General features: G+C 70.1%; 15 protein-coding genes. All 15 read left to right on the plus strand.

Translation table 11 applies throughout. The features are described 5' to 3' along the window. Positions 1–439: 439 nt before the first annotated feature. Positions 440–1,393, plus strand: coding sequence for a hypothetical protein (locus tag ACFYT9_RS12915; RefSeq protein WP_389162943.1), 954 nt, complete (start codon positions 440–442; stop codon positions 1,391–1,393). 80 nt (positions 1,394–1,473) lie between these two features. Continuing rightward, positions 1,474–2,382 carry a hypothetical protein gene (locus ACFYT9_RS12920; protein ID WP_389162946.1) on the plus strand — a complete coding sequence of 303 codons (909 nt, stop codon included), beginning with the start codon at positions 1,474–1,476 and terminating at the stop codon, positions 2,380–2,382. Between the two features lie 20 nt (positions 2,383–2,402). Then, positions 2,403–3,428, plus strand: coding sequence for an ImmA/IrrE family metallo-endopeptidase (locus ACFYT9_RS12925; RefSeq protein ID WP_389162949.1), 1,026 nt, complete (start codon positions 2,403–2,405; stop codon positions 3,426–3,428). Between the two features lie 155 nt (positions 3,429–3,583). Then, positions 3,584–3,868 (plus strand): DUF3892 domain-containing protein, encoded by a 285-nt coding sequence (locus ACFYT9_RS12930; protein WP_389162952.1) that lies wholly within the window; start codon positions 3,584–3,586, stop codon positions 3,866–3,868. Between the two features lie 108 nt (positions 3,869–3,976). Further along, positions 3,977–4,237, plus strand: coding sequence for a multiubiquitin domain-containing protein (locus tag ACFYT9_RS12935; protein WP_033204305.1), 261 nt, complete (start codon positions 3,977–3,979; stop codon positions 4,235–4,237). Continuing rightward, positions 4,212–5,381, plus strand: a complete 1,170-nt coding sequence (locus tag ACFYT9_RS12940; protein WP_389162955.1) for a ThiF family adenylyltransferase — start codon at positions 4,212–4,214, stop codon at positions 5,379–5,381. The genes ACFYT9_RS12935 and ACFYT9_RS12940 overlap by 26 nt, the downstream gene beginning before the upstream one ends. A 50-nt stretch (positions 5,382–5,431) precedes the next feature. Further along, positions 5,432–5,782: a DUF6527 family protein gene (locus ACFYT9_RS12945; RefSeq protein WP_370416900.1), complete on the plus strand. Its 351-nt coding sequence runs from the start codon at positions 5,432–5,434 to the stop codon at positions 5,780–5,782. Between the two features lie 212 nt (positions 5,783–5,994). Beyond that, positions 5,995–6,654, plus strand: a complete 660-nt coding sequence (locus ACFYT9_RS12950; protein WP_389162958.1) for an HAD-IA family hydrolase — start codon at positions 5,995–5,997, stop codon at positions 6,652–6,654. A gap of 90 nt (positions 6,655–6,744) precedes the next feature. Continuing rightward, positions 6,745–7,947 (plus strand): helix-turn-helix domain-containing protein, encoded by a 1,203-nt coding sequence (locus tag ACFYT9_RS12955; protein ID WP_389162961.1) that lies wholly within the window; start codon positions 6,745–6,747, stop codon positions 7,945–7,947. Between the two features lie 193 nt (positions 7,948–8,140). After that, complete coding sequence (locus tag ACFYT9_RS12960) at positions 8,141–8,587, plus strand: hypothetical protein (RefSeq protein WP_389162964.1); 447 nt, start codon at positions 8,141–8,143, stop codon at positions 8,585–8,587. A 254-nt stretch (positions 8,588–8,841) separates the two neighbouring features. Then, on the plus strand, positions 8,842–9,729 hold the full coding sequence (locus ACFYT9_RS12965) for a glycosyltransferase family 8 protein (RefSeq protein ID WP_389162967.1): 888 nt from the start codon (positions 8,842–8,844) through the stop codon (positions 9,727–9,729). A gap of 101 nt (positions 9,730–9,830) precedes the next feature. After that, the gene (locus ACFYT9_RS12970) at positions 9,831–10,610 is read left to right on the plus strand and encodes an aminoglycoside phosphotransferase family protein (protein WP_389162969.1); all 780 of its coding nucleotides are present in this window, start codon (positions 9,831–9,833) and stop codon (positions 10,608–10,610) included. Then, a complete protein-coding gene (locus tag ACFYT9_RS12975; RefSeq protein ID WP_376319788.1) occupies positions 10,607–11,338 on the plus strand; it encodes a glycosyltransferase in 732 nt (243 codons plus the stop codon). Before ACFYT9_RS12970 ends, ACFYT9_RS12975 begins: the two co-directional genes overlap by 4 nt. Beyond that, positions 11,335–12,261 (plus strand): PIG-L deacetylase family protein, encoded by a 927-nt coding sequence (locus tag ACFYT9_RS12980; protein ID WP_389162972.1) that lies wholly within the window; start codon positions 11,335–11,337, stop codon positions 12,259–12,261. The genes ACFYT9_RS12975 and ACFYT9_RS12980 overlap by 4 nt, the downstream gene beginning before the upstream one ends. After that, positions 12,255–12,869, plus strand: a complete 615-nt coding sequence (locus ACFYT9_RS12985; RefSeq protein ID WP_389162975.1) for a hypothetical protein — start codon at positions 12,255–12,257, stop codon at positions 12,867–12,869. The genes ACFYT9_RS12980 and ACFYT9_RS12985 overlap by 7 nt, the downstream gene beginning before the upstream one ends. The last annotated feature ends 1 nt before the right edge of the window (position 12,870 follow it).

Consider the following 12,870-nt stretch of genomic DNA (forward strand, 5'->3'; position numbering starts at 1 on the left):
GTGCGCAGGGGCGCACAAGGCATGGACGACCCGCCCGCGAAGCGAATCGACCCATCGACAACGTTGATCTCGGTCAAGCTATTGGCGACGTCACGCCTCGTCACCGGCCGTATGGAACCGGATTCACCGGCACCCTTGCCTTCGTACGAGTCGACACCAAACGCACGGTAGGGCGCTGATGTTGTGACCTCTGTAAAGGGCTTCGGGTTCGCCCTCGGGATCGGACGCTGCTTGCTCGAACTGCACCGCGTCTCTGCCGCCGTCCGTGCCGCCGCGTAGAGAACGTGACACCTCCTTGTCCGGATAGCGGGTGGGCCCTTCTGCGCGACGAGGGGAATATGCGTGTGTCGCATGCCGCGGAGGGAGATGCTGGTGTATGCAGACTGGAAGCCCCGTGGCTGCAGGCGCCGGGGCGGGGGTAAGGGATCGGGGGTGGCTCGTGACAGGCGGGGCTTTCGAGGAGCTGACACGGACGGGCGAGCTGGGGCCGGTCTCGTTCGACCTGCTGCGGCGACTGGTCCACCAGGTTCGCCGCTCCTACGGCTTTCCACCGCCCGAGGGGCACGCGGAGTGGAGCGATGACGCTGCCTATGAGGTGGTCCTGGCGATGCTGACCCGCGAAGGGAAAGGACAGAAGTTCGTCACAAGCTGCTTCGCGCTCGCCACGGACGATGCTTCGCTGGAACGTGTGTATCTCGCGACGATCAAGCACTACTTCATCGACGAGGCGAAGAAGACGCCGCGGGGCAAGCTTCGGCGCCGTATCGCCCGGCTGATGAGCGGGGACCTGGCCTACCGGAAAACCAAGGGTTCCCCTCCCCGCTGGGCGCTGGCCGACCATGCCGATGGAGCTGTATGGCAGGGAGAGCTGGACGATCTCATCGCCCGGGCCGCGCGGGTGACAGGGGTCGGCATCACCCGCTGGAACCATGCCGGCCCCACACCCAAGCAGACGGTCCATGCCCTCAAGACCATCCTGCTGTGCGTGCTGCAGCATGCGCAGGGCGCGGTGCGGGAGGAGGACCTCGCCAAGGTCCTCGAGGCCCGGTTCGAGCTCCTGGCACCGGCCCGCTTCACCCCGCTGTACGCCGACGAAGGCACCGTCGCCGAAATCGTCGAACGGCAGGCGGCCACCACCGCACCGGACCCGACCGGGGTCGACGCAGTTGCCGAGGACATCTGGCAGCGCCTCTCACCCAATGAGCGCCTGCTGCTCCCGTACCTCGACAAGGACGCCCATCACGCGGCGCAGCTGCTGGAGATCCGGCAAGGCCATGCGGCCATGGTCCTGTCCAATCTCAAAACTCTGCTCCGTGACGCCCTATCCGTGGACAGTGACCCGCAGGCAGTCATGACCGCACTGCTGCGGCGCTGCGGCGACGCTCCTTCGTGAACCGTCCCAGTTACGTCGTCTGGATCCAGTGAGAAGAGAATGCGCTGATGGACCACAGCCGAGGAGACGGGGGAGACGGCATGAGCTCTGTCCACACCACTGCCTACCAGAGGTTGGTAGCCGCCGCGGCGGGATTGAAAGTGCCCGACGCCGTCCACCGGGTGGCCACCGCACCACCTCAGGACCCACGTCCGGGCCAGATCTGGCGTGCGGCATGGGAGGACACCATCCAGCTGCTGCTGATCACAACGATCGGTGACGATGACACCGTGCGTGCCGTGCCGACCTCCTTCGAACGGTACGTTGACAGCGACACCCTGCTTCTGCCCGCTCAGGCGACCACCCTGGAACAGCCGCTGGCATTGTGGTGGGGCTTGGAGACGACGCTTCCGTGGTGCGTGCTGGACCGGCAGGTCGGCGAGCTGACCAACCGCCCTGACATCCTCACCTCCCGCACACTTGCCGATGCCATCGCAGGCACCAAGCGGGGCAGCGGCGCTTTGCCGTCCGCGGCGGCCGACGAGTACCGCGCAGTCCTCGCCGACCGCCTTGAGGCCTTGGCCTCGGCACAGTGGGCTCCCCAAGGGGCGGGAGGCCTTTCCCAGCTTTTTCGTGCCCACGCCATCACCGCCCCGCAGCTCGCGGCCGCATTGAATCTGCTGCCGCCCCAGGCGCTCGCCGTATGGAGAGGACAGCAGGCCCTCACCGCCGACCAAGCCGCCGCACTCGCCGAGCGCCTCGGCCAGCCGGCCGGGTACCTGCTCGCGGTCAACCCCGCGTTGCCACCTGTCGTCGTCCACGAGCTGAACCGCCCGCTGCGCCGCACGCAGATCAAGAAGCTCGCCGCTCAGTACGACGAGACTGAACGCGACGGCCGACTGCGCGCCGCCTACGGCATCTTCACGCTCGCGGCACGCGACGATGACCGCGCCCAGCCGAACTGGACCGCCCGCACGGACCGCTACTTCGAACTCATCCTCGACAAATAGAGGAAAAGGGGGCACCTCGCGTGGTCAATTACGTGCTCGCCGGCGCAGCCCGCACTCAGGCCGCCGCCATGATCAAGGAAGTCGAAGCGGCTCGCCCCGGTGCCCTCGAACGCCTGACACAAGGCGCCCTCGCGGAACTGCGGACCTGGCCCGAGCTCACCGTCAAAGACGTTCCCGAGGGCCAGGCGGCACAAGGCTGTAGCGTCGCCGGAGCATACGACTACGGCCCGCCGCCGCGCCTGTCGGTCGCCATGTCCGCCAGCCAGGCACGGCGGGACTTCACCGCTCTGCACGAACTCGGTCACCACCTGCAGAAGAGCAGCTTTGACCTTATGGAGCCCTTCAGCCGGGAACCCGACGGCGGCGTCCTCCTCGAGGATGCCGCCTGCGACGCGTTCGCCGCCGAGATCCTGCTCCCCGCGCACCTCGTCGGTCATCACCTGGACGTCAAAGGACCCACCGCCTTGGCGATCACCCACTTGTGGCGGGCGAGCAACGCCTCCCGCATGGCCGTCTGCGTGCGAGCAGCCCAGCACCTCCCCGCTCCTGGTCACGTTCTCCTCCTCGATCCCACCGGACACCTCGCCTTCGCCGCCTCGCACGGAGAGCGCCCCCTGCGACGTGGCAGCTTCCAAGGTGACATCCCCATCATCGACCGTGCCCTGACCGGCTCCGGCCGCGCACAAGGGCGAACCCAGGTCCGCTACCGCGACGGCATCCTCGGACGCGAACTGCACACTGACACCGCCCCCATGGACGGCTACATCGTCGCCGTCCTCGTCACCGACTCCGCCCCCTGGCGCGCCTTCACTCCGCCCACCGCAGGCAGCGGCCCCCAGTCGCGCAACTACATCTGCGCGAACTGCGACGAGGAGTACCGCTCCTTCGAACCCGCCTGCCCAAGCTGCCGCGTTCCTCAGTGCCCCGACTGCGGCCGCTGCGCCTGCCCGCCCCGTGTCCCGGGCCGCGCCTGCCCCGGCTGCTTCATCGTGCACCCGCCCGCGATGTTCCCCCCGAACAGCGACCGCTGCTTCGACTGCTCCTGACGCCCCGCCGGCCCCGCGAACCGCACGCGTCTTCCTACCCGCGAGTTACGTCGTCCGTCCCAGGCGAAGCACCCCACCCAGGGTGCCCAAGGAACCCGGCGCCGGCTGCGGGAACCCGTCGGAACGTCGCCGGCAGGAACAGCAGGGACAGCAACGTGGCCATTCAGATCACCGCGGTACGCCTGACGGCCGGCGGCACCACGCACGAGCACATCACCCACCTGTGGTGGACCAACCAGACGTCCGGCGAGGCAAGCAACAGCACCCGGGCGCAGATCGTCGACTGGATCGAGAACCAGGCCGGCAAGGCCTACACCAGCGACGCAGCCGGCCACCGCACGGAAGTCGCCGTCGTGACGCCCGCCCGAGGCGAGAAGTACCTGCGGACCCACGCCGACGGCGTGTGGACCAACAACCTCCTCGCTCTTCACCGGCGCTGACCCGCCACCGCGAAACCGCCGTCCGACGTGCCGCCTCCTGCGGCGGCACGCCCGACACCCCCGGTACTCACCAGTCCGAACACGCGCTCCCCACTTCAGGAGGACCCCATGTCCCAGGACAGCCACGGGCCCAAGCCCGTCACGATCATCGTCAACGCCCGCCCCCACACCTGGGAGGCGAAGGCCATCACCTACGAGCAGGTCGTCGACCTCGCCTACCCTGGCCAGCCGCCGAACGACCAGGACACCTACACCGTCCGCTACAGCCGCGGACACGACGGACACGGAGCGGGAAGCCTCACGGCCGGCCACAGCGTCCGCGTGAAGGAGGGGATGGTTTTCGATGTCTATCGCACTTCTCGCTCGTGACCCCGACCTGTCCCGCCTCCTCGACGACGGCTACGACGTCGTCGTGCGCGCTGGCCACATCGTCGTCCAGCGCATCCCGTACGTCACCGAGAACCGCACCGTCGAGTACGGCTTCCTCGCCTACCCCGTGACCGTCAGCGGAGACCGAGTCGTCTCCGACACCGACCACCGCATCTGGTTCGGCGGCTCCACCCCGTGCACCGAGCACGGCCGCCCCCTGACCCTCGCCAACCCGGAGACCCGGGTGATCGCCGAGGACATGCAGGCGAACTTCATGCTCTCCAGCAAGCCCACCCCCAACGGCTACCCCGACCAGTACACGAAGATCACCGCATACGCGCGGATCATCGCCGACCACGCCTACGCCCTCGACCCCTCAGCCACGCCCACCCCCGGCGCCGCGTGGCAGGAGATCGACGACGATAGCCCCTTCGCCTACCGCGACACCGCCACCTCCCGCGCCGGCATCACCGCCATCAACCGCCGATTCCGAGGACAGCGCATCGTCATCGTCGGCCTCGGCGGCAGCGGAAGCTACATCCTCGACCAGGTCGCCAAGACCGAGGTCGACTCGATCCTCCTCATCGACGGCGACACCTTCGACAACCACAACGCCTTCCGCGCACCCGGGGCCCCCACCCTCGACATCCTCCGCACCCGTCCGCCCAAGGCCACCTATCTCGCCTCGGTCTACGCCAACATGCACCGCAGTGTGACCGGCTGCGTGCAGTACCTCGACGAGTGCAACCTCGACCTCCTCGAAGGGGCGACGTTCGTGTTCCTCGCCTCCGACGACGCGGCCAGCAAACCGGCCATCATCAACTGGATCGAAGCGCACGACGTGCCATTCATCGACGTCGGCATGGGCATCGAAGAGATCGACGGCCGCCTCAGCGGACTGCTCCGCATCACCACCAGCCTCCCCGGTCGCCGAGAAGCCGCCCGCCGACGTATCCCCAAGCCCGCGCCCGAACGCGACGCCTACGCAAGCAACATCCAGACCTCGGACCTCAACGCGCTCAACGCCATCCTGGCCGTCATCCGCTGGAAACGCGCCCTCGGCATCTACGCCGACGCCACCGACGAGGCCCACACCACGTACTCGCTGATCACCAACGAGATCGCCAACGAGGACCGGCCGTGACTCCGCAAGACACCCTGAGCCCGGTCTTCACCGAGACCTTTCCCCAGGCCATGGACGCAGGGGTGCTCTACATCTCGATCCCCTACCGCACCTGCGGCCACTTGTGCTGCTGCGGATGCGGGCACGAAGTCGTCACACCGCTCTCCCCGGCCCAGTGGTCCCTCACCTACGACGGCGAGAATGTTTCCCTCACCCCATCGATCGGCAACTGGTCCCTCCCGTGCCAGTCTCACTACTGGATCCGCGACGGTCGCGTTCACTGGAGCCGCCGCTACTCGGCGGCAGAAATCGACCAAAACCGGGACCGAGACCTCCGTTTGCTGGTCGTCCATGACAGGGGAGAGCAGCGGCCGCGACGAACGGCTGGTCTCCGCCGTTATCTGAGGCTTTGGCGTCAGTAAACCGGCACTGCGCTCCGTTTGATCGGATGACGACCGAGGTTGGGTCTGGCGGTAGTCCGACTCCAGCTCGCGCTGGAGTTGCTGGTGCGTTGGGCGAGGTACTTCCCGCCACCAGGTCGTACCCTGTGGTCGACTTCTGCCCGTGTGTTCCGGTTGGTGGTTGCACGGTAGCGTCGCCGTGCGAGACCGATCTCGGAAGGGGCGAACACCGGATGGTGCGCGGGAACAGCATTGACGGGTATGAGCAACTGGGACTGATCCTGGATTTCGCGGGGGTGCTGACCGCCAGCCCCATCGAGGTTCACCGGGCCTGGTGCGTGTCCGAAGGACTGGAGCCGGGCGCGTGGCGTGCCACCCTCAACGATCATCCCGAAGGCCGGCGGCTGTACGCGGCGCTGGAGATCGGGGAGATCGGGCAGGCCGAGTGGAATGAAGGAACAGCAGCTCTGCTGGGCGAGCACGTGGACCCCGTGAACCTGATGGGGCGGGCCTGGGCCGAGGTGCCTCCGGCGCGTCGGATGATCGCGCTCACCCGGGCCGCGCAGGCTGCCGGGCATCGGCTCGCGCTGCTGTCGAACAGCTTCGGGCTCGACCCGTTCAACCCGTACGAGCACGTGGGGATCTGGGACCTCTTCGACGTGCACGTCGTGTCCGAGCTCGAGGGGATGGCGAAGCCGGACCCAGCTATCTACCGGCTGGCCCTGGAGCGGATCGGGCTGCCTGCCGAGCAGTGCGTGTTCGTGGACGACCATGAGGTGAACCTGCCGCCCGCTGCCGAGCTGGGCATCACGACTGTTCACGCCACCGACGAAGACAGGGCGGTCGCCGAGCTGGAGGCTCTTCTCGGCGTCACGGCTGTGCTCACGGTCTGAGCGTCAACTGCCGCCTGGCCGAAGGCTGTCCACCGCACCGCTTCTGTGAGTACTGTCCGTGTGGGGCCCATCACGCGGAGGTTCTGGAGCATGCAGTGGTCGGAGTACACCACCTCTGAGCGCTTGAAGGCGTTGCGCGGTGCCATGACGCAGGAGCAGTTAGCCGAGGCCGCCGGTGTGTCCGTCGGCGTCGTCCGCAAGCTCGAACGCGGCGGGACGGCTTCCCTGCCGTCGCTGCTGTCGATCGCCGACGCGCTCGGTACGGACATCGCCGTGCTCCTCGGGCAGCAGGCGCCCCGCCGGTCCATGGACCGCGACGAGCGGGCCGCGCTGCGCCTGGTCTCCGCGGCGACCCACGACGCTGCCATCGGCATCCCTGCCGAGGTCGAGCCGGGAAGCGTCGAAGAACTTCGAGCGGTCGTTCGTCGCGCGGACGCCGCCTACTGGGAAGGGCGGTACACCGAGCTCGGTACCCTCCTCGGGCGGCTCCTTCCAGAAGCCCGCGCCCGGTTCGACGCCGTCGGCCTCGATGAACGGGAGGCCGCCGCCGGAGTCCTGATCGACACCTTTCAGACCGCGGGCATGGCCGCCAATGTGCTCGGCTCGCGAGACCTGGCGTACGCGGCGTTGACATACGGGCGGCAGATCGCCGTCCAGGGCGGTGACGAGCTGCGCGACGCCCATCTCGCCGCTACGACCGCGTGGGTCAATCTCCGTGATGGCCGCACCAAGCAGGGCTTCCTCCTCGCGGCGGCCCAGGCGGACCGGATCGAGCCCAAGATGAGCGAGCACGATCCGGACCGGCTCAGCGTCTACGGTCAGCTCGTCACGAACGCCGCCGTCGCCGCCTCCCGGGGCGGGGCGAGCGCGGACCACGCCCGCGAGTACCTCTCCCAGGCGCACGCCGTCGCAGCCCGCATCGGAGACGAACACGCCCGCGGCTCGCACGCACAGCCGTACGGGCCGATGTACGCCGCCACGCAAGCGATGAGCATCGCGGTGGCGCTCGGCGATACGGGCGGCGCTCTGCGCCTCATGGACACCGTCCGTCTGGACGCCAGCGTGCCGCTGGCCACCCGCGCCCGCTTCGGCCTGGACGTCGCTCTCACCCAGGTGGAATGTCGACGGTGGGAGGCCGCCGCCGACACCCTCCAAACGGTGTGCGAGACGGCTCCCGGCTGGGTGCGCCACCAGATGCTGCCCGGCGTCATCATCAGCAGGCTCGCCGGCGTGTCCGTCAGCCGACTGCGCGGGCTGGCCAACTCCGCCGGTGTCCCGCTCGGGGTGCGCTGAGGAACGGGCCGCGGTACCACGGTCCGTAGTAGCTCCGCGGGTGCCGCCGGCATGACTGCTACGGGCCGTGTCAGCCCCACGGCGGAGTCCGCGTCCGCTGCCACGGGACGTGGCAGTCGAGTCCGATACGAGGTTCCTCCGCTGCGACGGGCCATGCCTGGGCCCGAGCCTCGCAGGTCAGCAGCCTGGAGGTATGCCGAACAACCCGCCCGGCGGTCTCGGGCACGTACCCGTTGCCGTCTACTCCTGCGCCCCGTCCTCCACCGCTCTCGGCGAGAGCGAGGAGCGTGGCCGCTACTACGCCGACGCCCGGCACTGGCACGTCGCCGGGGCCTGGTCCGACTCCGACCCGGCGCTGCCGCTCGCTGAGCGGGCAGGATGGCAGGCGGTCACGGCCGCCCTGTCCGCCGGGATGATCCGGGGCGTCGTCGTCAGCGCGGCGGCCCATGTCGCCTCCGACGCAGCCCAGTTCGCGGCCCTCGGCGTGCTCCTCCGCGATCGGGGAGGGTTCCTCGCGGACGCGTCGAACGGCACCCCGGCCCGCCGTACGCCCGGTCAGGCCCGACGCCGACGCGACCTCGCGGACGCCGCGTCCGGCTGGTTCACGCAGACCGAAGCATCCGAGGAGGGCACCTCGTGAGCGCCCGGCGCGCGTGGGTCGGTGACCTCGTCAGGGACGGAGACGGGAGGCGGGCGATCGTCACCGACGTCCGTGCCGGCGGCACCGTGTGGGTGCTGCGGCCGTCGGCCGGGGGCGGGTCCTGCTGGGAGACCGACGACCCCGACAGCCTCGAAGTCCTCGCCCCCCGGCGGCGGGGACAACCGGTGAGCTTCCGCGCTCACCGTCCCGTCCCTCATTCCCTTCCGTGCACCACGCCTGAAAGGCGACGTCCCGTGTACGCGTTCGGTCTCTGCATCGACCAGCAGTACCTCGTCCCCGGCCTCGCCGCGATCGCGGGTCTGGCCGACAGCCTCACCCCCGTCGCCCGCCGCCATGCGGCGGTACGGGTGCTCACCCTCGACCTCGCCCCGGCGCAGGCCCTGCTCCTCTCCGACTTCGCCAAGCGGACCGGCTTCGGCTCCTTCGACCTCTGCCGCTGCGCCCCCCTGCGCGCCTCGCGCATGGCGGACGCCTCGTACATCACCGTCACCACCTACCTGCGGTTCGAGTTCACGCCGGACTTCGTCCGCCGGCCCTACCTGATCTACGTGGACGCGGACGTGCTCGTACGCGGGGACATCACCGATCCGCTCGGATCCCTCCGGGAGGACGAGATCGGTGCCGTACGCGACGAGTTCAACCCGGCCGTAGGGGAGTGCCCGGCGCTGCCCGGGACCGCCGAACGCTGGCCCCACCTGCGCGGCCGTCCCTACTTCAACGCCGGAGTTCTCTGGACACGCACCGGCCACATGCCCGTCGTCCGCAAGGGCGTCGAGCACGCGCTCGTCCACGGCCGCCGCCACATCCTCCACAACGACCAGGACGCCCTGAACCTGTGGCTTCTGCACTCCGGCCGCGCGCGGCCGGCCGCCGCCGGGCTCAACAGGTTCGAGACCGGCCGGTTCCTGGAGCGGGGCAACTGGGTGCGGCGGGTCGTCACCCGGTCGCTCAGGCCGGACCCGGCCGCGGCCCTCGTGCACTTCGTCGGCCCGGAGAAGCCCTGGCAGGCCGACTGTCCCCACACCGAGGACGTGGCCGAGTACAGGCGGCATCTGGCGGCCACCCTGCGGCACGTCCGCCGCCTGGGTTCCTGCGGGGCGGAACCGGCGGGGGCGTGGTGAGTACGACGAACGTACCCCCGGCCGTGGCGCGGGCCGCCCTCGGTCTCGTGGGGGTTCCGGTCCGTGCCGCACACCGCCTGTCGGCACGGTCGAGGACGGTCGTGTACCGCACCTTCCTGGCCGACGGCCGGAGCGTGGTCATCAAGCTGTACGCGATCACCGCCCGTCGCAACGCCGCCACCGAGGCCGCGGCGATCCGGGCCGTCGCCAAGCACGTCCCTGTACCCGCCGTCCTCGCGTACGGACACGTGCCCGGCCACGAGGTGACCGCTCTCATCACCGCCGACCTCGGCCCGCTCACCCTGGGAAGCGCCGTGCGGTCCGGCCGGGTGGGCGACGAGCGAGCCCTGAGAGACCTCGGCGGCCTGCTCGGCCGCCTTCACCGGGCCCCGGTCCAGCCGTGGGCCCCGCGCCGACCGCTCCACGAGCAGGTCACCTCGATCGCCCGCCGCTGCCCGCCCAGCACTCTGGACCGCATAGCGCCCGCCCTGGCCGCCATCGCCGACGCCCCCGCGGCTGCCCCGGTATGGTGCCACGGCGACCTGCACGGCGACAACGTCGTGCTCGCCGGGCCCCGAGCCGTCCGCCACCTCGTCGACTTCACCGACGCCGCAGCCGGCCCCCGCGAGTCCGACGTGGCCCAGACCCTGGTCATGTCCGGCGCCATCGCCTCCGACCGGGCCCGCACGGTTACCGACGCCTATCCGCTCGCCTTGGACCACCACCAGCTGACGGCCTGGGCCGTCTTCCATACGCTGCGCTGCTGGGCCCACTCCGAACCCGGCGACGACCGCGCCCGGTGGGCCGGCCGCCTGGACGAGCTGAGCCGACGGACCCCGCACCTCTTCCGCGTACCCCGTCCCGAAAGGACGTACCGATGACCACCCCTGCCTTGTCGGTGGTGATCCCGGCCTTCAACGAGGTCGCCTACCTGCCCCGCTACTTGCCCTCCGTCCTCGCCTCCCTCGCCCGCTGGGAGGAGGTCACCGGCCGCACAGGGGAGGTGATCGTCGTCGACAACGCCAGCACCGACGCCACCGCCGACATGGCCGCCTCCTTCGGCGCCCGCGTCGTCACCGAGTCCGTCCGCAACATCGGCCGGGTACGCAACACCGGCGCGAGCGCCGCCCGCAGCGGCCGTCTCTTCTTCACCGACGCCGACGTGGCCCTACCCCTGGAAGCGGTCACGGCCGCCGCTGCCGCCATGGACGCCGGCGCCGTCGGCGGCGCCATCCCGCCGCTCTACACACCCGAGCGGCTCGGAGCCCGCCTGCTGTGCGCCTACTGGGACCACTACCGCACCCGGCGCGGCGGAGCCCAGGGCGTCAACCAGTTCTGCACCGCCGACGCCTTCCACCACGTCGGCGGGTACCGGGACGACCTGTTCATGAGCGAGGACGTGGAGTTCTTCACCCGGCTCAGCGCCCACGGCCAGGCCACCGGACGGCCCGTGGCGATCCTCGACGACCTGCGCGTACGCCCGTCGACCCGCCGCTACGACCAGTGGTCGAGCCTGCGGATGCTCTGGTGGCAGAACCCCGTCACCGCCCGCCTGCGGCTCCGGTCGCCCCGCATGTGGCGCCACTGGTACGAGACCACCGTGCGATGACGAAGGAGACCCCCGTGCGGCCCCAGCCCAAGACCCTGCCCGCCGTCGGCCTGCCGGTTTCGGACGGCAGCGGCATCTACACCTTTCCCGACGACCTCCACCGCGCCCACCGGGCGCACATCCAGCAGCTCGCCGCCCGCCACCGGGCCATGGACCACCGTGTCCTGGAGGTGACGGCGCCCCACACCCGCGTCCCCTACTACGTCGAGGCCCGCACCCCTGCCGGCCGCCCGGTCCTTGTCATCGAACCTCACCACGACGACTTCGCCCTCTCTGCCTCGGGTGCTTTCCTCGCCCGCCCCCGACCGCTGACCGTGGTCACCGTCTTCACCCGCTCCCGGAGCGTGCACCCCGCCCTGGAAGCCACGTACGCCGATGTCGGCACGGTGTCCGAGCTGCGCGACCGGGAGGGCGCCGCCGCGCTTGCACCGTTCGCCGCACGCCGACTCCTTCTCGGACACAAGGACGCCGAGCCGCCGTACAGGCCCTACGACCCCGAGCTGCTCGACCGGATCACCGAGGAGCTGCGCCGGATCGCCGCGCTCCACCCCGATGCTGAGCTCCTCGCCCCCGCCGCTGTCACCCGCCACCCCGACCACCTCCTCGTCCACGAGGCGGCCGTCCGTCTCGGCTGCACCTGGTTCTGGGAGGACCTCGCCTTCTGGGCGACGTACGCGCTCGCCGGCTGCGACCAGCACCTGTTCCATACGCGTACGGGGGCGGACATGCGGCCCGAGCTGGTCGACATCACCGACGTCGTCCTGGACAAGGTCACCGTCCTGAGGATGCACGGCTCGCAGATGCACCCGGCCCGGAAGATGTACCGGCCGATCCGGCACGCCTTCACCACGGCGGCCGACCTCGTCGACGGGCCCGGCCCGTACGCCGAACGCTTCTACCGGACGGAGTCGCCGGCGTGCTGATCATCGCCCTGGAGGGGCCCTCCTACGCCGGCAAGTCCACGGCGATACGCCACCTCCGCCGCACCGCCCTCGGCTCACGGGCGTACGTCTCGGACTGCTACGTTAAGCACATCGCCCACCGCGACGACATCCCTCCGGCCCGCACCGACTCGGCACCCGCCCAGCTCGCCGCCTTCGAGAGGTTCATGGAGATCGAGGCGACCCGAGTCGCCGAGGCCACCGCGAGCAGCAGGCAGTTCGTCGTCCTCGACCGCTCCGTGGACACCCTCCTTGCCCACGCGTACGCTCTGGACGCCCTGTTTGGGTACGGCGTGCACCACCAACTCCGCCACCGGCTCCAGACGCTGCCGTTCCTGCGCCCCGATCACACCCTCTACCTCGATGTACCGGCCGAGACACTCCACCTCCGCCGGAAGACCGCTGGCCACACCGCCGCCGAGTCCGAGTACTTCCTCCACGAGCCGGGCTTCCTCCGCCACGCACGCGACTACTTCGTCCACACGGCCCGTCGGCCCATGACGCGAGAGCTCACGGTCCTCGCCGCCGACGCCGACCCGGACGAAGTCGCCCGGGCCGTGGAAGCCCTCGTCGGTTTCTGGGCGAGGTGAC

The sequence above is a fragment of the Streptomyces sp. NPDC004435 genome, from assembly GCF_042873895.1.
Taxonomy (GTDB): Bacteria; Actinomycetota; Actinomycetes; order Streptomycetales; family Streptomycetaceae; genus Streptomyces.

Coding starts and splice junctions, on each gene's coding strand:
- ACFYT9_RS12950 (WP_389162958.1), top strand. CDS start 5,995: ATGGTGCGCGGGAACAGCATTGACGGGTATGAGCAACTGGGACTGATC.
- ACFYT9_RS12955 (WP_389162961.1), top strand. CDS start 6,745: ATGCAGTGGTCGGAGTACACCACCTCTGAGCGCTTGAAGGCGTTGCGC.
- ACFYT9_RS12960 (WP_389162964.1), top strand. CDS start 8,141: ATGCCGAACAACCCGCCCGGCGGTCTCGGGCACGTACCCGTTGCCGTC.
- ACFYT9_RS12940 (WP_389162955.1), top strand. CDS start 4,212: ATGTCTATCGCACTTCTCGCTCGTGACCCCGACCTGTCCCGCCTCCTC.
- ACFYT9_RS12945 (WP_370416900.1), top strand. CDS start 5,432: ATGGACGCAGGGGTGCTCTACATCTCGATCCCCTACCGCACCTGCGGC.
- ACFYT9_RS12935 (WP_033204305.1), top strand. CDS start 3,977: ATGTCCCAGGACAGCCACGGGCCCAAGCCCGTCACGATCATCGTCAAC.
- ACFYT9_RS12980 (WP_389162972.1), top strand. CDS start 11,335: ATGACGAAGGAGACCCCCGTGCGGCCCCAGCCCAAGACCCTGCCCGCC.
- ACFYT9_RS12975 (WP_376319788.1), top strand. CDS start 10,607: ATGACCACCCCTGCCTTGTCGGTGGTGATCCCGGCCTTCAACGAGGTC.
- ACFYT9_RS12920 (WP_389162946.1), top strand. CDS start 1,474: ATGAGCTCTGTCCACACCACTGCCTACCAGAGGTTGGTAGCCGCCGCG.